At 46.5% G+C, this 18,309-nt stretch carries 22 protein-coding genes; 13 read left to right on the forward strand and 9 right to left on the reverse strand.

Annotated elements, in window-relative coordinates:
- Positions 1-259 precede the first annotated feature (259 nt).
- From R2103_RS10365 to R2103_RS10400, 8 genes are all read left to right on the forward strand, one after another.
- Positions 260-1,723, forward strand: coding sequence for a flagellin (locus tag R2103_RS10365; RefSeq protein ID WP_317531330.1), 1,464 nt, complete (start codon positions 260-262; stop codon positions 1,721-1,723).
- A gap of 98 nt (positions 1,724-1,821) precedes the next feature.
- A complete protein-coding gene (locus R2103_RS10370; protein WP_317531331.1) occupies positions 1,822-2,193 on the forward strand; it encodes a flagellar protein FlaG in 372 nt (123 codons plus the stop codon).
- A 28-nt stretch (positions 2,194-2,221) separates the two neighbouring features.
- The gene (fliD, locus tag R2103_RS10375; RefSeq protein WP_317531332.1) at positions 2,222-4,192 is read left to right on the forward strand and encodes a flagellar filament capping protein FliD; all 1,971 of its coding nucleotides are present in this window, start codon (positions 2,222-2,224) and stop codon (positions 4,190-4,192) included.
- A 38-nt stretch (positions 4,193-4,230) separates the two neighbouring features.
- Positions 4,231-4,659 (forward strand): flagellar export chaperone FliS, encoded by a 429-nt coding sequence (fliS, locus tag R2103_RS10380; RefSeq protein ID WP_132428147.1) that lies wholly within the window; start codon positions 4,231-4,233, stop codon positions 4,657-4,659.
- Positions 4,660-4,697: 38 nt separating this feature from the next.
- Positions 4,698-5,033 (forward strand): flagellar protein FliT, encoded by a 336-nt coding sequence (locus tag R2103_RS10385; RefSeq protein WP_317531333.1) that lies wholly within the window; start codon positions 4,698-4,700, stop codon positions 5,031-5,033.
- 433 nt (positions 5,034-5,466) lie between these two features.
- Positions 5,467-6,147: a flagellar hook-length control protein FliK gene (locus R2103_RS10390; RefSeq protein WP_317531334.1), complete on the forward strand. Its 681-nt coding sequence runs from the start codon at positions 5,467-5,469 to the stop codon at positions 6,145-6,147.
- Complete coding sequence (locus R2103_RS10395) at positions 6,134-6,457, forward strand: EscU/YscU/HrcU family type III secretion system export apparatus switch protein (protein ID WP_108698705.1); 324 nt, start codon at positions 6,134-6,136, stop codon at positions 6,455-6,457. The genes R2103_RS10390 and R2103_RS10395 overlap by 14 nt, the downstream gene beginning before the upstream one ends.
- Before the next feature lie 2 nt (positions 6,458-6,459).
- Positions 6,460-7,245 carry a flagellar brake protein gene (locus R2103_RS10400; RefSeq protein WP_317531335.1) on the forward strand — a complete coding sequence of 262 codons (786 nt, stop codon included), beginning with the start codon at positions 6,460-6,462 and terminating at the stop codon, positions 7,243-7,245.
- Between the two features lie 45 nt (positions 7,246-7,290).
- Here R2103_RS10400 and R2103_RS10405 read toward each other — a convergent pair whose 3' ends face one another.
- Positions 7,291-7,632 carry a YnfA family protein gene (locus R2103_RS10405; protein ID WP_317531336.1) on the reverse strand — a complete coding sequence of 114 codons (342 nt, stop codon included), beginning with the start codon at positions 7,630-7,632 and terminating at the stop codon, positions 7,291-7,293.
- 68 nt (positions 7,633-7,700) lie between these two features.
- Between R2103_RS10405 and R2103_RS10410 the strand changes: the two genes are divergently transcribed.
- The 3 genes from R2103_RS10410 to R2103_RS10420 all read left to right on the forward strand — a co-directional run bounded on the left by R2103_RS10410 (position 7,701) and on the right by R2103_RS10420 (position 9,729).
- Positions 7,701-7,955 (forward strand): Rho-binding antiterminator, encoded by a 255-nt coding sequence (locus tag R2103_RS10410; RefSeq protein ID WP_317531337.1) that lies wholly within the window; start codon positions 7,701-7,703, stop codon positions 7,953-7,955.
- A gap of 78 nt (positions 7,956-8,033) precedes the next feature.
- The gene (gene mutY, locus R2103_RS10415) at positions 8,034-9,104 is read left to right on the forward strand and encodes an A/G-specific adenine glycosylase (protein WP_317531338.1); all 1,071 of its coding nucleotides are present in this window, start codon (positions 8,034-8,036) and stop codon (positions 9,102-9,104) included.
- Between the two features lie 10 nt (positions 9,105-9,114).
- The gene (locus R2103_RS10420) at positions 9,115-9,729 is read left to right on the forward strand and encodes a 5-formyltetrahydrofolate cyclo-ligase (RefSeq protein ID WP_317531339.1); all 615 of its coding nucleotides are present in this window, start codon (positions 9,115-9,117) and stop codon (positions 9,727-9,729) included.
- Between the two features lie 22 nt (positions 9,730-9,751).
- Here R2103_RS10420 and R2103_RS10425 read toward each other — a convergent pair whose 3' ends face one another.
- The 8 genes from R2103_RS10425 to lptC all read right to left on the reverse strand — a co-directional run bounded on the left by R2103_RS10425 (position 9,752) and on the right by lptC (position 15,642).
- The gene (locus tag R2103_RS10425) at positions 9,752-10,366 is read right to left on the reverse strand and encodes a flavin prenyltransferase UbiX (RefSeq protein ID WP_317531340.1); all 615 of its coding nucleotides are present in this window, start codon (positions 10,364-10,366) and stop codon (positions 9,752-9,754) included.
- Between the two features lie 77 nt (positions 10,367-10,443).
- Positions 10,444-11,397: an HPr(Ser) kinase/phosphatase gene (hprK, locus tag R2103_RS10430; RefSeq protein ID WP_132428131.1), complete on the reverse strand. Its 954-nt coding sequence runs from the start codon at positions 11,395-11,397 to the stop codon at positions 10,444-10,446.
- Positions 11,384-11,851 carry a PTS sugar transporter subunit IIA gene (locus R2103_RS10435; RefSeq protein ID WP_317531341.1) on the reverse strand — a complete coding sequence of 156 codons (468 nt, stop codon included), beginning with the start codon at positions 11,849-11,851 and terminating at the stop codon, positions 11,384-11,386. Before R2103_RS10435 ends, hprK begins: the two co-directional genes overlap by 14 nt.
- Before the next feature lie 71 nt (positions 11,852-11,922).
- The gene (gene hpf, locus R2103_RS10440) at positions 11,923-12,249 is read right to left on the reverse strand and encodes a ribosome hibernation-promoting factor, HPF/YfiA family (protein ID WP_317531342.1); all 327 of its coding nucleotides are present in this window, start codon (positions 12,247-12,249) and stop codon (positions 11,923-11,925) included.
- 18 nt (positions 12,250-12,267) lie between these two features.
- Positions 12,268-13,719 (reverse strand): RNA polymerase factor sigma-54, encoded by a 1,452-nt coding sequence (locus R2103_RS10445; RefSeq protein ID WP_317531343.1) that lies wholly within the window; start codon positions 13,717-13,719, stop codon positions 12,268-12,270.
- A 54-nt stretch (positions 13,720-13,773) separates the two neighbouring features.
- Entirely contained in the window at positions 13,774-14,496 is a 723-nt protein-coding gene (gene lptB, locus R2103_RS10450) for an LPS export ABC transporter ATP-binding protein (RefSeq protein ID WP_317531344.1), read from the reverse strand.
- 34 nt (positions 14,497-14,530) lie between these two features.
- On the reverse strand, positions 14,531-15,064 hold the full coding sequence (gene lptA / locus R2103_RS10455; protein WP_317531345.1) for a lipopolysaccharide transport periplasmic protein LptA: 534 nt from the start codon (positions 15,062-15,064) through the stop codon (positions 14,531-14,533).
- An 11-nt stretch (positions 15,065-15,075) separates the two neighbouring features.
- On the reverse strand, positions 15,076-15,642 hold the full coding sequence (lptC, locus tag R2103_RS10460) for an LPS export ABC transporter periplasmic protein LptC (protein ID WP_317531346.1): 567 nt from the start codon (positions 15,640-15,642) through the stop codon (positions 15,076-15,078).
- 214 nt (positions 15,643-15,856) lie between these two features.
- Between lptC and nadA the strand changes: the two genes are divergently transcribed.
- Positions 15,857-16,954, forward strand: a complete 1,098-nt coding sequence (gene nadA, locus R2103_RS10465; RefSeq protein ID WP_317531347.1) for a quinolinate synthase NadA — start codon at positions 15,857-15,859, stop codon at positions 16,952-16,954.
- 124 nt (positions 16,955-17,078) lie between these two features.
- A complete protein-coding gene (gene clsB, locus R2103_RS10470; RefSeq protein WP_317531348.1) occupies positions 17,079-18,251 on the forward strand; it encodes a cardiolipin synthase ClsB in 1,173 nt (390 codons plus the stop codon).
- Positions 18,252-18,309 lie beyond the last annotated feature (58 nt).

An 18,309-nucleotide genomic window follows, 5' to 3' on the forward strand; every position in this document is an offset into this window, starting at 1 on the left:
TAACTTGTCAAATTAAACAACTGAATATATTCCCAATTTTACAAGATAATTTTACGAGAGAAAATCATTTTACACCATGAATAGCTCATATTAACCAATCAATTGGACAAAAACCATGAAAGTAAAATCCTAAACTTTTCAAAATGATTTCCGATAACTGCAATCAACGGTGGTTACACACCCTCTTGGATTGCAGGGCAGCCAACGTCGTAAATGGCAATTATGCCAAAACAAATAGTTATCAAAAAGGAGAACCCAAATGCCACAAATCATTAACTCTAATGTAGCCTCATTAAATGCACAACGTAACTTAAATACATCACAAACCGCGCTGAATACATCATTGACACGTTTATCATCCGGTTTACGTATCAATAGCGCCAAAGATGATGCTGCAGGTCTGGCGATTTCGGAAAGGATGACTTCACAAATTCGCGGTTTAAACCAAGCTGTACGTAACGCGAACGATGGCATCTCTCTATCGCAAACTGCTGAAGGTGCACTTGGTGAAATTGGCAACAACTTGCAGCGTATTCGCGAACTGGCAGTACAGTCCGCCAATGCAACTAATAGTGCCAGTGATCGCGCCTCACTACAAGCTGAAGCCGCTCAATTAAGTGCTGAGGTAACCCGTGTCGCCAGTCAGACTCAATTTAACGGTCTGAACTTGCTGGATGGCTCTTTCCTAAACCAAAGCTTCCAGGTCGGCGCTAATGCAAATCAAACCATTAATATTTCTTCGATATCAGATGCACGCGCCACTGCATTAGGCAGCCATATATTGACTACCAATGGAACTGCTGTAAACACAACAACTGCGGCCGGTGCCGATAACTCAGCAGGTAATGGCGTTACGGTTGAGGCTGCCTTGGTGCTTTCCAATAATAAAGGAGCCACAGGCAATATTGGTTACGCAGTAGGATCTGACGCAAAAGCGGTAGCCGCCGCCATTAATGCTTCTGCTTCCAGCATAGGTATTACGGCAACAGCCACCAATAGCGCAACATTAGGCAGTATTGCTTCCGCCGGTACAGTATCCTTCGATTTAAACGGCAACACTGTATCCGCCACGGTTACTGACACCTCGGATCTAAGTGGTTTGGCTTCTGCTATCAATGGATTGCAATCGTTGACTGGTGTTACCGCTTCATTTGCATCCCCGACCAACAAATCAGTTATTACACTGACGACAGCTGATGGTAGGGACATTGGAATCCAGGACTTTAATAATACTGGCGCAACAAAAACAGCCAATGTCGTTGCTGGTGCAACCACAACCACATTAACAGGCGGTGCAGCAACCGATTCTACGATTGCTACGGGTACTGTTGAACTCGCTAGTGCTGGTGGTCAAATATCTGTCAGCGGTGGAAATGCTGATGTATTTGGTGCCACTTCCAGTTCTTTTAACTCTGTTGCCACGTTGGATATCTCTACCGGAACCAACGCACAAACAGCAATTAAAACATTGGATGAAGCTTTAAAAGCCATCAATAGTTCACGTGGTGATTTGGGCGCAATTCAGAATCGTTTCAGTTCAACCATTGCAAACCTGCAAACAGCGTCGGAAAATCTTTCTGCTTCTCGCAGCCGGATTCAAGATGCTGACTTTGCCGCAGAATCTGCCAACCTAACACGCGGACAAATTCTGCAACAAGCAGGTGTAGCGATTCTGGCGCAAGCAAATTCACTACCCAATAACGTTCTATCATTATTACGCTAAACAGATCGTAACAGATGATACTTCGTATTAAATAAAGCTGATAGAGCGCGAAATTCAAGAAATATTTCGCGTTTCTATCAACTTTAAGGAGTTACAACATGACTATCAATCAAATAAATACTATCGGCGCACTTCCACCATCTTCGCCGCCATTATCGACATCTCGAAAATCATCCATATCTAATGCGGATGTAACTGCATCGCCAGTTTCAACCACAGGCTCCAAAGTTAATAACAGCCCGAAATCCGAAGATCAAGTTAAACAGGCCGTCCAAAAAATTCAAGGTACTGTAGATAACTTGGCACACAACTTGCGATTTTCGATTGATGAGGATACCGGGAAAACAATTATTAAAGTAATGGATGTGCATACTGAAGAAGTTATCCGCCAGATTCCATCAGAAGAAGCTGTTGAAATAGCCCGCACCTTAGACAAAGTCCAAGGATTGTTATTCAACGGAAAAGCATAATTACAATCATATTGGATAGAGCCCAAAAATGCTTTCATCTCCAGGAATTGGATCAGGCTTAGATGTCAATGGCATAGTCAGTCAGTTAATGAAGGCGGAAAGCCAGCCGCTTGCCGCTCTCGATGCCAAAGAAGCTAAACAGCAAACCCGGTTAACCGCTTTTGGTACCCTGAAGGGAGCATTATCGTCATTTCAAAGCAACCTTGTGGCACTGTCCGATCCGGCAAAATTTACCGCCGTAACGGCTAATTTCTCTGATACAACATTGGCCAATGCAAGCGCATCATCGTCAGCGGTCACAGGAAGTCATTCTGTAGAAATTCAGACACTCGCTCAAGCTCAAAAATTAAAATCGGCTAACTTTGCAAACACCAGCGCCACGGTCGGCAGCGGCACTTTAACGATACAATTTGGCACATACAATAGCGGTGCATTTACACTTAATCCGGATAAAGCCGCACAGTCTATTGTCATTTCCCCAAGCAATTCATCGCTATCCGGTATTCGCGATGCAATTAATCAAGCCAATGCGGGAGTAACCGCCAGTATAGTCAATGATGGAACAGGCAATCGCTTAGTTGTTGCGTCTCAAGATACTGGTTTAAGTAATGCTCTGAAAATAACTGCGACTGATACCGATGGGAACAATACGGATAACACCGGACTCTCCCAGCTTGTTTACGATGCATCGACTGGTGGGACGACTAACCTGACTCAAACTATAGCTGCTAGCAATGCCACACTGGTTATCGATGGTATCTCAATCAGCAAAGCATCAAACAATATTACGGATGCTATTGAGGGTGTCACATTAAATTTATTAAAAGCAAATCCTGGCACCACATCTACCTTAAATTTATCGCGAGATACAGCGGGTATCCAGAATGTTGTGTCATCATTTGTAAAATCCTTTAATGATTTAAATAAAACGATCGTTGGTCTCTCGAAATATGATGCAGCAACAAAGCAAGCATCAATTTTAACCGGGGATTCAACAGTTAGATCAATTCAAACACAAATACGTAATGCAATTTCCGATCCATTGACTACTGCGGGTGGGGGTTTAAGCTTATTATCAGAAACCGGCATTTCCTTTCAGTCAGATGGAACACTTAAATTGGATTCAGCCAAGCTATCAAAAGCACTGAATGATCCAACCAAAGACATCTCAACTCTATTTGCCTCTGTTGGGAAAACCAGCGACAGCCTCGTTTCATTTACCAGCGCTAAACCCGAAACCGTCAATGGCAAATATGCACTGAATATCAGCCAAATTGCAACACAAGGCACCGCAGTAGGCGGCACCGCAGCAGCATTAACCATCAATACTGGGGTTAATGATTCGCTGAATCTCACCATTGATGGCGTTAATGCCAATATAACCCTTGCAGCCGGTACTTATACAGCAACCTCTCTGGCAGCTGAGATTCAATCGAGAATTAATGGCTCGTCTGCAATTTCCTCTGCAGGAATCAAAGTAACAGTCAGTCAGTCTGCTGGAAATCTAGCTATTACCTCGGATCGTTATGGCTCCGCCTCAACCGTATCCATAACGGGTGGAAATGGTAAATCGGATCTATTCGGCACACCCGTTGAAACTGCGGGAGTAAACGTAGTCGGCACGATAAATGGCATCACGGCAACAGGTTCTGGTCAAACTCTAACTGGCGCCGCTGATAGCAGCGGGCTCATACTCAAAATAACTGGAGGTGGCACAGGTGCAAGAGGGGATATAGATTTCGCGCATGGTTTTGCAGCGAAATTGAATAAATTGGTGGGAGGAATGCTAAACGGCCAACTCCTTGATAGCCGCATAGATGGTATAAATTCATCTATCAAAGATATAGGCACACAACGAGAAGCTCTAACTCAGCGTCTTGCTGACACAGAAAAACGAATACGCGCTCAATTTACCGCATTGGATACAACCATTGCCAGCATGACGCAAACAAGCAATTTTTTACAACAGCAATTATCCAGATTGCCAAAATCAGAATAACTAGTAACCAGTCTCGTCAATAAATAAAGGAGTACAGAATGTATACAACCATGAATAGTGCGATATCCGCTTATCAACGTGTTGGCGTTGAAACAGGAATTGAATCGGCCGATCCGCACAAGCTTATTTTGATGTTATTCGAAGGTGCGCAAGAAGCCTTGGCAAAAGCAAAAATGCACATGCACCACAATGAAATTGCCGAAAAAGGTCAAATGATCTCAAAAGCTATCATGATTATTGATCACGGCCTGAAAGCAAGCTTGGATATGAATGCCGGTGGTGATTTAGCAGTTAAGCTTCAAGCACTGTACGATTACATGGCATATCGGCTTCTAGTTGCCAATATCCAGAATAATCTTGAAATTGTCAATGAGGTCAGCAAATTGCTATCTGAATTGCATGGCGCTTGGAAAGAAATTGGACAAACCGGTGAAACACAAACTGCAATCAAAGCAGTCGCAGTCTAGCTCACAATTCTGTAATAAAAATAAGGGTACAAAGATAAATGAATAGTGTACAAACACTGAAAACATATGATGCTATTTTAGCAACGACTGGAAAAATGCTGGCAGCAGCGCAAAATAGCGAGTGGGATCAATTAATACAATTGGAACAGGAATGCAGACAATTAACCGAAGTACTTATTGAAAATGATCAGGAACCCATATTAGACGAAGAATTACTTCAAAAGAAAGTAAAAATTATCCATCAAATATTGGCTGATGATGCGCAAATCAGAGCGATCACAGAACCATGGATGATGAAACTGCAAGATATGCTCTACACGAATAGTCGTACACGCGACCTTCAACTAGCTTATCAACCTGTTAACAATCTATAAATACACATAGAAACAATATGCCGCACTCAGAATTCTTCCAATTCATTATTTAGATTGAAGATGAGTTGTCGTGATTCCGACCATAATTAAAACAGATGTAGCCGCAATTTCAAATCAAATCAAGCCAACCGCCCCCGTTACGCCCGTAACGGCGATACTCGATTCACAAACCTCTCCCGCAGAGTTCATACAAGGTCAAAAGTATCAAGCGCTAGTTGAGTCCCGCTTATTGAATGGTGATTCACGGGTATTGGTTGCAGGCAGGTCATTACAAATGCACTTGCCTGAAAATTTTCAACCGGGTAACAAACTGCAGCTCGTTTTCATTTCAAATGAACCGAAGCTTGAGTTTCTGGCTTTGAGCGATACACCGCCAGATAGTGAAACAAATAATACATCCATAAGCACCACCGGACGTTTCTTGGGAGCGCTGATGCAAAACATCCTAAGTCAAGCACCTGCAAACGCACCGAATACCCCGGCCACACAATCACTCAGCAGCTCCGCTCCTATCCTGACCAGTACACCAATAAATAGCACTGATTTACCCAGTTTATTACAAAAAGCAATTGTTCAAAGTGGTTTATTCTATGAATCACACCAAGCACAATGGGTTAATGGAGAAAATACACTTGAAAACTTGCAGCAAGAACCCCAAGGAAAATTAATGCTGGTTGCGGCTGATTTATCTACTGCCAAAGTGGCTGTACAAGCTTCGGTAAGTCCGGAGATGCCGGTGCACGCCCAGGCAATTCCGCTAGTGCAACAACAGCTGACCACTTTGGAGACCGGTCATCTGCTTTGGCGGGGCGAAGTCTGGCAAGGCCAGTCGATGGAATGGGATATTTATGAACAGCCCGCAGACGAAAAGGCGCAGGAAAATGAGCTCGATCAAGCAGCGCAGTGGCGTACACAGCTTCGTTTATCGATGCCGCAACTGGGTGATATTACCGCCAGCATTGCGCTGAATGCAAATGGCATCAGCATCAAACTGAACGCTGCGCAATTAGATACTGCCGGTTTATTGAAAGGTAATCAATTACCGCTCGCCACCGGCATGCAATCCGCAGGGTTAAATATTCGCGCAGTAGAGGTCGAGTATGATGGAAAATGAGTCTTATCTTACTGCGGTTGCACTCGCTTATCGCGAAGGGCAAGTTGCTCCCAGAGTAGTTGCCAAAGGCCGCGGTCTGATTGCCCAAGAGATTATAAAACGCGCCAAAGAAAGCGGAATCTATGTTCACGAATCGAGTGAATTGGTCGCGCTACTCATGCAAGTCAACCTTGACGATCGAATTCCGCCCCAACTCTACCTCGCTGTCGCGGAATTATTAGCATGGCTTTACAAATTGGAGCAAGGCAAAGCAACTTCAACCGCAAATAGCCTGAACAAAAAGATTACACAGAAAATTCTGGAGAACTAAAAATGTTGCATACATCCGATCAAGTCGCCGAAGAGCCTACCGTATTTACACCCACTCAATTCTCTCGAGAAGAAATGAGCGAAAATTTCCGCATCCATTCGGAAATCGATATTCTTTTTATTCTGCGGGGGATTATGCAAACAAATTCATTAATCACGCTCTATCCCGATTACGCCAGTGATTTTATTTTGACTTCAATTCTCGCAATCGATGCGAATAAAAAAGAAATGGTGATTGATTACGGGATCGATGACAAACATTGTCAAAAAACACTGCATTCCAAAGCATTGGTCTTTGTAACCACGCAAAATAGAGTAAAAATAGAATTTATTTGTGATCAAATCAGAAAAATTCAGTTTGACGGTAAAGATGCTTTTGCGGTCAATATTCCTAAGTCACTGTTACGCATACAAAGAAGAAATCACTTCCGCATTACCACTCCCATCGCCAAACCCCTTAAATGCGTCATTCCAATTCCGGGGAAAGATCAATCCGCCAATGCTGAAGTGGCATTGCTCGATATCAGCTGCGGTGGAATCGCCGTGATTGATCATCATCCAATCATCAATTTTGATCCAGGTATGATTTATAGCGATTGCAAAATTTCTCTTCCCGATATTGGCACGATTACGGTCAACATTCAGGTAAAGAACACCTATGAAATCACTTTACGCAACGGACAAAATTGCATGCGCGCAGGGTGTCAGTTTATCGAGCTGACAGCCAGCATGGAAGCGATGATCCAACGCTATATCATCAAGCAGGAACAAATAAGAAAAGTCAAATAATCGTTTGAAACAACTTGTAGCATCGGAATACGCCAGTCAGTTTTGCTATAAATACCGGCCCAGTTGTCTTCCGTACATAATAACGATTACCCCGATCAAGCAGATACCTACTCCAATCCAATCCGTCATTGCCGGGCGGATAGCATCGACCGCCCACAACCACATCAGCGCCACACAGATATAAACACCGCCATAAGCGGCATAAACACGGCCAGCCGCTTGTGGATGCAGTGTCAACAACCAAACAAATATCACCAAGCTGACCGCTGCGGGAAAAAGCAACCAGAACGGCTTGCCTCCTTTCAAATAGAGGTACGGCAAATAACAGCCGATTATTTCAGCGAGCGCAGTAACGATGAATAAAGCCAGTGTTTTTAGAATTTCCATAATTTGATTTTGCGGCCTTAGTATCGTGTATATTATGCCCTCATACTATCATTTAAGGATTTATCACCATGACTCAAGACGCAATTTCATGCGATCTTCATGATTTTGTGGAAGTTGCTTGCATGTACGGCTACCGGCTGAAACTCATCTTAAAAAACGATCAAATTATCGAAGGAAAAGCCATCGATATTGTCAACTCCCCCGAGAAACATGAATGTCTGGTGATCGATAGCGATTCGCGGCAACAAGTCGAATTAATCCATCTCGCCAAAATGGAAGTGCTAACCCCCAATGCCAAATTCAGCGAAGTTATTTTCCCGTAAATCTTGCCAAAGAGTGATCGCCACATAGCATTTATGACAGCTTCTCCAGGTCATCCGCTCCAGCGCATTTGAGTTCTCATGTCGTTCATAGCATCCCGGCTCATCCATTGGCATAACGACCATGGTCGTCACCACTTGCCTTGGCAACGGAGTCGCGATCCCTATGCAATTTGGCTATCTGAAATCATGTTGCAGCAGACACAAGTCAATACAGTCATTCCTTATTACGCCCGGTTTATGCAGACATTCCCAACCGTTGCAAGCCTGGCACAAGCGCCGCTCGATGCGGTGCTGGCTTTGTGGAGCGGACTTGGCTACTACTCGCGCGCGCGCAATCTGCATCGGACGGCTCAAAGGATTATGCAAGATCATCAAGGCCAATTTCCCGCGACGCGGGAAATTATTCAGCAACTGCCGGGAATCGGGCGATCCACCGCCGCTGCTATCGCCGTTTTTGCTTTTGGCCAGCGCGAAGCGATTCTGGATGGCAATGTTAAGCGAATCTTAACGCGTTATTTCGGCATTAGCGGTTATCCGGGAGAAACCAAAGTTCAGCGCCTACTGTGGGAAAAAGCGGAAGCATCACTACCCGTTGACTACGGCGACGGTGCGATTGAAACCTATACGCAGGCACTCATGGACCTGGGCGCTACGGTTTGCATACGCACAACTCCACGCTGTGAAGTCTGCCCGCTACGGTCACAGTGCACTGCATATCAGGAACAACGTGTGGATCAATTACCGGCTGCCAAACCCCGTAAGGCGCTGCCACAAAAAGAAACCGTATTTTTATTGCTGATGTGGCAGCAGAAATTGCTTTTGCAAAAAAGAGCTTCTTCAGGTATTTGGGGAGCATTGTGGTGCCCTCCGGAAATCGAAACCGCTACCGATGCGATTCATTATTGCGAGCATCAGCTTGGCGTCAAGGCTCACTCGCCGATTGAGTTACCGGTTCTGGATCATCAATTTACGCATTTCAAACTGCGCATTCATCCGCGTTTGCTGCATGTTGTGTCGAATTCCGGGATTACAAAAACGGAATCAATCTGGATCAACCCGGCTGATGCGCTTGAACAAGGCATTCCGGCGCCGGTCAGAAAACTGTTAAAACAAAACTTTGTGTCTGATCGCCCAACTGCGGATATTTAGGTCAAGGATTATGGACAATTTACCGGAATGGAAAAAACAGCAGCGCAAGCAATTAATCGCGGCCCGCGAAGCCATACCGGCAGAAATCCACCAGCAATGGAGCCAGGCCATTACCGGCTTTCTCAAGCAAGGTTTGCCGCAGCCGCAAAAAATGATCATCGGGATTTATTGGCCATTTCGTGGCGAATACGATCCTCGCCCGATCGCTCAGTATTGTTTGCAGCAGGGCGCCATCCTGGCTTTGCCGGAAATAACCGGCAAAAACGAGCCACTTTGTTTCCGCGAGTGGTCGCCGGATACACCGATGAAAAACGGCGCTTACGGTATTCCGGTCCCACTGGAAACCCCGATTGTCCGGTTGGATGCCTTGATGATACCGATGGTCGGGTTTGATCAGCATGGTTACCGGCTAGGTTACGGCAGCGGCTATTTTGACCGCACCCTAGCTACTTACGAACGCCAGCCGCTGACCATTGGCGTGGCTTTTGAGCTGCAACGGCTCGATAGTATTTATCCGCAGGCACACGACATTTCGATGCACTATGTGGTAACCGAAGCAGGAATTTTTCGCACTAAGGATCATCAGCTAATGCCCGCTTCGATACTGCAAGATGCGCCTGAGTAACAACCGGAGAATATAGCGAGCGTCAGCTACCCATTCCCCAGCGCGCAATCAGGTCATGCTTGACGCCCAGGTGATCCAGAATACGCGCCACGACGAAATCCACCAAATCCTGCACCGTTTGCGGATGATGATAAAAACCAGGATTGGCTGGCAAAATAACCGCACCGCTTCGCGCCAGTTTGAGCATATTTTCCAGATGAATGACGGAAAATGGCGTTTCCCGCGGGACAATAATGAGCGGCCGGTGTTCCTTTAACATGACATCGGCTGCGCGTTCGATCAAATTCTGACTCAAACCGGCAGCGACCGCAGCCATGGTACCCATGGTGCAAGGACAGATCACCATCGCATCGGCCGGGTTAGAACCGGAAGCAACCGGCGCAAACCATTCCTCGCGCCCGAACACCCGCAGCTGCCCATCCGGCACCTGATAACGGCGGTTAAAGAAAGCTTCCGTTTCCTTGGCGCTGGAGGGCAGCGCCAGATCCATTTCTTGTTGTGCAACGATCTGCGCCACTTTGGAATACAGCAGGTAGACTTGTTTACCTTCCCGCAACAGCATTTCCAGCAAACGAATACCGTACGGCATGCCCGATGCACCCGTCAACGCCAAGGTAATTGTTTGAGGATTGTTCATAACATCCGTGTTGACTTGGAGGTCACTCCCGGAAAGGCTGAGAAAAATAAATGCGTAAGAATTAATCCGCGCCGGAATTAATTCTTATCGGCTAATTCGTTATTCATCTCACGTTCGTGGCGTTCAATGAATTCCTTCGTGCCATCGATGCCGCGCAATTGCAATACATAATTCCGTACTGCCGCTTCCACCAGAACGGCCAGATTACGGCCAGCCGCGACGGGAATGACAACCTTGCGGATATCCACACTCATAATGTTTTCGGTGAGATCGCTGATCGGCAGGCGCTCCAACTGGCCTGAACTTGATCCGCCGCTATTTTGCAAATGCACGATCAATTTCATGTTTTTGCGGCGCCGCACCGCCGTTTCGCCGAAAATGGTGCGGATGTTCAGCATGCCCAGACCGCGCACCTCCAGATAATCCCGCAGCATCGGCGGACAGCGGCCTTCCAATGTTTCCGGTGCAATACGGCGTAATTCCACTACATCATCCGCAACCAAGCCATGGCCGCGGCTGATCAATTCCAGCGCCAATTCGCTTTTACCGACCCCGCTTTCGCCGGTGATCATCACGCCCATGCCAAGCACATCCAGAAGCACGCCATGTAGACTGCACGATGGCGCCAGCGCGGTGCTCAGATAGGTGCGGATCAGCCAGATCACTTCCAGGCCGGGATAAGGCGAATGCAGCAACGGAATATTGTTTGCGCTCGCCATATTATAGATCGGCGGCGGCACTTCGGCATTATCCGCGACGATGATGCAGGCCAGATTAATCTGCGTGAGCTGATTGATCTTTTTCTCCAGTGAAGCGGCTTCCAGCTTGTTCAGATAATGAATTTCATCGCTACTGATGACTTGAATCCAATCGGGATGAATGAAATTCAAATGGCCGATCATACCCTGACCCGATTGCGCGATTTCCTCATCGCTGAGCTCAATCGCAGCGCCTGCTTGACCGGTGATCCAGGTCAGTTTGAGTTTGTCTTTTTTATCCTCGAAAAGCTGTGCAATACTAATTCGCGACATTGGGTTCCCAGTCGGTAATGAGCTTATGGATTCCGGCGGCATCCTTGCATTTCAGGATGCTCTCACGAAACTGCTTATCGCTGAACATTTGCGCCAGCTCGCTTAGAATCTGCAAATGCTTGTCAGTGGCTTTTTCCGGAACCAGCAAAATACAGGCAATATTGACCGGTTGACCATCGGGCGCGTCAAACGGTATCGCCTCCTTCATGGTCACCAGTGCAGCGATCGCTTCGCGCAATCCCTTGATCCGGCCATGCGGGATAGCAACACCCTGTCCTAATCCGGTTGAACCGAGTTTTTCACGCGCAAACAGGCTGTCGAAAACCTGGCTGCGCGCAATTTGATTCGTATTTTCAAATAACAATCCAGCTTGTTCAAAAACACGTTTTTTGCTGCTGACATCAAGATTGACAATGACATTGGTCAATGGCAGCAATTGCGAAATTTGATTCATGGAAAATGGAATACTTTCTTCTAAATGATAATGCCGCGGGTCATGCTAAAACCGCATGATGCCGCAACATCTTATTGTTCAAGATCCTGATCTTTCAGTGCGCCGTGATTGCGCCGTTCAAGATTCTTTTCCTTGTGTTTGAGGATTTGCCGGTCCAGCTTGTCAACCAGGCTATCAATCGATGCGTACATGTCTTCGCTGTCGGTCTCGACAAAAATATCTTTACCGCGTATATGAACATTAGCTTCAGCCTTTTGCTTAAGCTTTTCAACCGAGAGAATGACGCTGACATCAATGACATGATCAAAATGGCGTTTAATTTTACTGATTTTTGAAGTGACATAATCACGCATGGCATCAGTAATCTCTACATGGTTACCGGTAAGTTTAAGGTTCATATCCTTCCTCTAATTTGATTAAATGGACTTGCGAAGATTTGCCGCGGGAATCTGTAGCGATTCCCGGTACTTCGCAATGGTTCGACGCGCAACAACAATACCCTGTTGCTCAAGAATACTTGAAATTTTATTATCGCTCAGCGGCTTCCTTGGATTTTCTTCCTGTACCAATTGTTTGATCAACGCACGAATTGCCGTGGCTGAACAAGCGCCGCCTGAATCTGTGGCAACATGGCTGCCAAAAAAATATTTGAGCTCAAAAATACCTCGCGGAGTATACATAAATTTTTGTGTCGTTACCCGTGATACTGTGGATTCATGCAGATCCAAAGTTTCCGCAATCTCGCGCAGCACCAGCGGGCGCATCGCAATTGCACCGTGTTCAAAAAATTGCTGCTGCCGCTCCACGATGGTATTGGCTACTTTCAGAATGGTATTGAAGCGTTGCTGTATATTTTTTATTAACCATTTGGCCTCATTCAGCTGACTGACTAATTGACGCGCGGAATGATGCTCCTGTTTGAGTATGTTAGCATATAGATGGTTTATATTGAGGCGCGGAATCGCATTCGCATTAAGATGTGCAACCCATACACCGCCTCTTTTCGTCACCGTAATATCGGGCACAATGTAGCGTTCGCTATGAGAACCAAATTGCGCACCCGGCTTAGGGTTCAAACTGGTAATCAGTTTGTTGACAGCACGAAGGCTCTCATCATCACACGCCAACAGCTTTTTTATTTGACCGAAATCATGAGAAGCCAGAATGTCCAGATAATCCCGCACTACCTTGATCGCTTGGTCACGGTGACCAGCATTACTTGGCATCGCCTGTAGCTGCAATAGCAAGCACTCCTGCAAATTGCGCGCCCCCACGCCCGCAGGATCAAAATGCTGCAAGCGTTGCAACGCACTTTGCAAATCATCGGCACCGATGTTTAGCTCCACGGGCAGCAGAGTCATCAACTCGTTTAAATCTTGTAACAGATAACCATCATCGTCCAGACTGTCGATCAGCAAGCCGATAATTATTTTTTCACGCTCGGAAATCTGACTCAAGCAGGTTTGAAAATTCAAGTGCTCCCGCAAACTTAAAGGCTTATCAGGTATCTGCGGTCCATCCAGATCATCATCTTCAGGAGTACCATAAGAGACAATATTGTCTTGCTGCCATTCCGGATCGTGCTCAAAATCCTCTTCGCGCTCCGCTTTAACTTCGGTTGATTCCGCTTCTGCTGCAATAGCGTCAGAATCTGCTGATCCGGAAGCGGTTTCCGGGTGTTCGGATGAGACAACCGCTGGCGGGGCGCTCCACTCCTCCCCCAATTCCAGCAATGGATTCTCTTGCACCATTCTCTCAATTTCTTGATTCAGTTCAACGGTGGATAATTGCAACAACCGGATAGATTGCTGCAATTGGGGAGTCAGTCTGAGTTGCTGCGATACTTTTAATTGGAGTGTCTGCTTCATAATCCTGAAAAAACAATAATCGCCAATCGATTCAGTTGTAGTCCGCCCGGAACGCTATAGCCGGAAGTGTTCCCCCAAATAGACTTCTCTAACTTTTTCATTATTGATGATCTCTTCAGGTTTACCTTGGGCCAGCACGTGGCCTTCGCTGATGATATAAGCCCTGTCACAAATACCTAAAGTCTCGCGCACATTATGATCAGTAATGAGAACACCGATCCCCCTTTCCTTTAGAAAGGAAATCACTTTCTGAATATCGATGACAGCAATCGGATCCACGCCGGCAAACGGTTCATCCAACAGAATAAACCGCGGCTGGGACGCCAATGCACGCGCTATTTCAACACGACGGCGTTCACCTCCGGACAGACTGATTGCGGCATTATCGCGCAAATGACTGATGTGCAAATCGTGTAATAAGTTATCTAAATACCGTTGTTTCGTGTCTTCATCAAAAGGCTGCAACTCCAGTATCGCCAGAATATTTTCTTCAACGGTCAAACGCCGGAAAATGGAGGCTTCTTGCGGCAGGTAACTTAATCCGAGTTTTGCGCGCTGGTGAATCGCCATCTGACCTAAATCCTGGCCGTTCAGATAAATTCCGCCGCCATCCAGCGGCACCAAGCCGACAATCATGTAAAAGCAGGTCGTCTTACCGGCGCCATTGGGCCCCAGTAAGCCAATTACCTCACCGCTGCTCAGTGAAAAAGACACATCCTGCACAACCGTACGTGATTTATAGCGTTTTTTTAAATTATTCGCTTTTAATTCACTCATTTTATGAGATTTCTTCCACTCTTTAATCGGTGATTCATTCTTCTGGTTTATTTTTAGGCTGAATGGTGATGCGTACCCGTTTATCCGGACCGCTTTCAACGCCGCGCTCCTTGCTGCCGACGACCTTGAAAAACTCAGTGTTCATCTCATAGGAAATATAGTCGCCCTGCACTTCATCGGAACCGCGCTTCAGCCGCGCTTGCCGGAATAATTCAATTTTGTCCGCTTTACTATCGTATTCCGCCCGTTCGCTCCATCCCTCAACGTACTCATTCATACGGTCGCGTTTCTGCCGGAAACTCACTAAATCCCCCGTTGCAGTGGCATGCCGGAATCCTTGCATATCCTCTTTCATTACCACTTTATTGGCCAGTATGCGCAGCGTTCCTTGCGTCAGTACGACGTTCCCCGTGAATGTGCTAATCCGGATGCCTTCCTTACGATTCACATCCTCCACCGTAGCGTGATCCGCTTCCAGATGCATCGGCTTCTCACGATCGGCGCGCTCAGCCATAGCCGGTTGGATAAAAAATAAACTAGCAAAACCAACAACGAACAGTATCTTCATATTTTATTCAATTACTTTTTATTAACAGCTTTTACATTGGACAGGAGCTGTATCATCCCGGTACGGTTGTTGAACTCCAATCCGTTCGCATTGACCGTGGTCTTAAATCTTGAAATGGTTACGTCCTGGTCTGACTTAATCAAGCTTTCGTCCGGAATAAGATGCAAGAAATTAGTCGCTAAAGTAATCTTGCTTTTATCATCATCCGTTCCTCGGATAGCCGTCACATCTCCGGTTAAATAAATATCCTTACCTTTACTGATTATGACCGCCCGATCCGCAAACAAACGCATCAACGGTTTCTCCGGTTCGATGTTGATAAAATTGACATGCTCCAATTCGGTAACTTTATCATCAAGGTAATGAAATAATTTTTGCGCGGTGAATTTACGCTGAATCGCATGCTCGTATTCTATCCGGATGCCGGATAAATTCTCCGCAATATAATCCGGATTGCGATACAAATCTTCATCCTTCACTTGTTCCGGCGGCCGGGTCAGACGATCCAGCCAGAAGGTCAAAAAGATCAACAAGACTATGAGAATCAAAGGAGATCTGATATGTAGGCGAGCGCTCATCTGGAAATTTTATTCGTTTCTTTAACTGCGGCAATTTGGAATCGGACCAACACTGCCGATTAAAATTTCCACTTTTATGAATTATAACAGAACACTAATTCTCATTTTATGAATCGATTCTCACTGCGGCCCTTTAAATTTCAGCTTGAATCTATATCTTAAAGTAGAGTAATGTGCATCATTCAATCAACAAATTGGGAAGAATAGGATCGCGATGCATCAAGAAGCCTTTGAATTTGAACAGTATGATCAACTGCAGGATGAAATATGCGCGCAACGCATCGTCAGCGCCAAAAAAGCGTTGGGAAAGCGTGCCGTCATTCTGGCTCATCATTATCAACGCGCCGATGTATACCGGCACGCAGACTTGACCGGTGATTCCTTAAAGCTTTCCCATCTGGCCGCGCAAACAGATGCGGATTATCTGGTGTTCTGTGGTGTGCACTTCATGGCGGAAGTCGCGGACATGCTTTCCAGTCCGGCACAAATCGCCATTCTGCCCGACATGGCGGCCGGCTGCTCCATGGCCGACATGGCCAATCTCGCCAATGTCGAGCGCGCCTGGCGTGAGCTTGCGGAAATACTAAATCCCGATGAAGTGATCACTCCCGTGACCTACATCAATTCCGCCGCCGACCTGAAAGCGTTCTGCGGGGAACACGAAGGTATCGTCTGCACCTCCAGCAATGCCGGTAAAGTTCTGCAATGGTCGTTCAAACAACGCGAAAAAGTGCTGTTTTTCCCTGACCAGCATCTGGGCCGCTGGAGCGGAAATCAATTAGGTATTCCGCTGGATGAAATGGTGGTATGGAATTTTGACGAACCGATGGGCGGATTGACGCCCGAACAAATTAAGAAAGCCAAAATTCTGTTGTGGAAAGGCCATTGTTCGGTGCATCAAATGTTTCAGCCGCAGCATATTATCCGTTTCCGCAATCAACATCCCGACGGTATTGTGATCTCGCATCCGGAATGTAGCTTTGAAGTGTGCAAGGCATCGGACTATGTCGGTTCGACGGAATACATCATCAGAACCATCGCAGCCGCAAAAAGCGGCACACGCTGGCTGGTTGGCACGGAATTGAATCTGGTCAGCCGGATCGCCGAGGAATTCAAATCTCAAGATAAAATTGTTCAATTCATGTCGCCGATGGTATGTATGTGTTCGACCATGGCGCGGATCGACCCCCAGCATCTGGCCTGGGCGCTGGAAAATCTGGTTAACGGCAATGTGGTCAATCAGATCAAAGTGCCTGAACATGAGGCCAAACTGGCAAAAGTGGCGTTGGATAGAATGCTGAGCATCTCGTAACCGCGTCGCATCAATCCGTGTCTGGAAATCCGCCGACCGTTTGTTGCAACATGCCGGAACATTTCCACCGGCTGATTGACCGCGTATTAATGCCTATCGCACCGGCACAGCGCTTGTTTTCTCCATGAGAAATTTTCACTTTGTTGAGAACAATCACGTCACTTTACTGCACAATGGCGCGGAGTATTTCCCGGAATTAGAAGCTGCAATCGACAAAGCGCACACTGAAATTCACCTGGAAACGTATATTTTTGAATACGATGCAATTGGTAGAAAAATCGCCGATGCTTTAAAACGTGCGGCTCAGCGTGGTGTAGCCGTGTTTCTGCTGCTTGATGGCTTCGGCTCGCAGGATTTCCCCCGGGAAGAAATACAGCGGATGCTGCAAGCGGGCATCAAAGTGCTTATATTCCGGCCGGAATTTATTTTTTCAAAGCCGCGCCGCTACCGGTTGCGTCGCATGCACCGCAAATTAGCCATCATTGATGCGCAAATCGCTTTCATCGGCGGAATCAATATCATCGACGACGAACATAACCCGGAAAATCTGACCCCGCGCTTCGATTATGCCGTCATTATCCGTGGCCCGTTACTGGTGCAAGTCCATAAAGCTGTGCGGCATTTATGGCTGATCGTCGCCTGGGCGCATTTTAAGAAGCGCTGGGGCCATCCTGCCGCGATTAATCCATCCGGTGAATCATGCGGAAATCAAAGAGCCGCATTGCTGATACGCGACAATTGGCGGCATCGTCACGATATCGAGCACGCTTACTTGGATGCCATTGATCAGGCGCATAGCGAAATTATTATTGCCAGCGCCTATTTTCTGCCGGGAAGAAAATTCAGCAACGCGCTGAAAAATGCTGCACGGCGCGGTGTGCACGTCGAACTTTTGCTGCAAGGTAAAATCGAATACCGCTTGCAGCATCATGCCACCCAAGCCCTGTACGAAAATCTCTTGGGAGCGGGAATTAAAATTTATGAATATAATCGCAGTTATTTGCACGCAAAAGTAGCGGTCATTGATCAGCATTGGGCCACAGTCGGCTCTTCCAATATTGATCCATTTAGCTTGCTGCTTGCGCGCGAGGCCAATGTCGTTATTGAAGATCACGCATTTGCCGCGACCTTAAGAATCAGTTTAAAGACGGCCATTGCGCAGCAATCGACCCCTGTGACGCCGGCCAGCAAAAGTATTTTTTCATGGCGCAACTACATCGTGAATTGGCTAAGCTTTCATATCGTGCGGATGATGCAAGGCATATTGGGGTATGACTGGCATGACAATACACCGTGATCCATTTCACCGCTCCATGGCATGATCGTTTGCCTTAATCGAGAATCGAAGTTACAAC

Origin of the sequence: Nitrosomonas sp. Is24 (assembly GCF_033063335.1) — a bacterium.
Classification (GTDB): domain Bacteria; phylum Pseudomonadota; class Gammaproteobacteria; order Burkholderiales; family Nitrosomonadaceae; genus Nitrosomonas.

Bases quoted from the DNA above. Each gene is read 5' to 3' on its own strand.
- lptC (WP_317531346.1), bottom strand. From the start codon at position 15,642: ATGAGCGCTCGCCTACATATCAGATCTCCTTTGATTCTCATAGTCTTG.
- R2103_RS10445 (WP_317531343.1), bottom strand. From the start codon at position 13,719: ATGAAGCAGACACTCCAATTAAAAGTATCGCAGCAACTCAGACTGACT.
- R2103_RS10395 (WP_108698705.1), top strand. From the start codon at position 6,134: ATGATGGAAAATGAGTCTTATCTTACTGCGGTTGCACTCGCTTATCGC.
- R2103_RS10435 (WP_317531341.1), bottom strand. From the start codon at position 11,851: ATGAATCAAATTTCGCAATTGCTGCCATTGACCAATGTCATTGTCAAT.
- R2103_RS10420 (WP_317531339.1), top strand. From the start codon at position 9,115: ATGGACAATTTACCGGAATGGAAAAAACAGCAGCGCAAGCAATTAATC.
- lptB (WP_317531344.1), bottom strand. From the start codon at position 14,496: ATGAGTGAATTAAAAGCGAATAATTTAAAAAAACGCTATAAATCACGT.
- nadA (WP_317531347.1), top strand. From the start codon at position 15,857: ATGCATCAAGAAGCCTTTGAATTTGAACAGTATGATCAACTGCAGGAT.
- R2103_RS10390 (WP_317531334.1), top strand. From the start codon at position 5,467: ATGCAAAACATCCTAAGTCAAGCACCTGCAAACGCACCGAATACCCCG.
- R2103_RS10365 (WP_317531330.1), top strand. From the start codon at position 260: ATGCCACAAATCATTAACTCTAATGTAGCCTCATTAAATGCACAACGT.
- R2103_RS10405 (WP_317531336.1), bottom strand. From the start codon at position 7,632: ATGGAAATTCTAAAAACACTGGCTTTATTCATCGTTACTGCGCTCGCT.
- fliD (WP_317531332.1), top strand. From the start codon at position 2,222: ATGCTTTCATCTCCAGGAATTGGATCAGGCTTAGATGTCAATGGCATA.
- R2103_RS10385 (WP_317531333.1), top strand. From the start codon at position 4,698: ATGAATAGTGTACAAACACTGAAAACATATGATGCTATTTTAGCAACG.
- fliS (WP_132428147.1), top strand. From the start codon at position 4,231: ATGTATACAACCATGAATAGTGCGATATCCGCTTATCAACGTGTTGGC.
- clsB (WP_317531348.1), top strand. From the start codon at position 17,079: ATGAGAAATTTTCACTTTGTTGAGAACAATCACGTCACTTTACTGCAC.
- hpf (WP_317531342.1), bottom strand. From the start codon at position 12,249: ATGAACCTTAAACTTACCGGTAACCATGTAGAGATTACTGATGCCATG.
- R2103_RS10425 (WP_317531340.1), bottom strand. From the start codon at position 10,366: ATGAACAATCCTCAAACAATTACCTTGGCGTTGACGGGTGCATCGGGC.
- R2103_RS10410 (WP_317531337.1), top strand. From the start codon at position 7,701: ATGACTCAAGACGCAATTTCATGCGATCTTCATGATTTTGTGGAAGTT.
- lptA (WP_317531345.1), bottom strand. From the start codon at position 15,064: ATGAAGATACTGTTCGTTGTTGGTTTTGCTAGTTTATTTTTTATCCAA.
- hprK (WP_132428131.1), bottom strand. From the start codon at position 11,397: ATGTCGCGAATTAGTATTGCACAGCTTTTCGAGGATAAAAAAGACAAA.
- mutY (WP_317531338.1), top strand. From the start codon at position 8,034: ATGTCGTTCATAGCATCCCGGCTCATCCATTGGCATAACGACCATGGT.
- R2103_RS10370 (WP_317531331.1), top strand. From the start codon at position 1,822: ATGACTATCAATCAAATAAATACTATCGGCGCACTTCCACCATCTTCG.
- R2103_RS10400 (WP_317531335.1), top strand. From the start codon at position 6,460: ATGTTGCATACATCCGATCAAGTCGCCGAAGAGCCTACCGTATTTACA.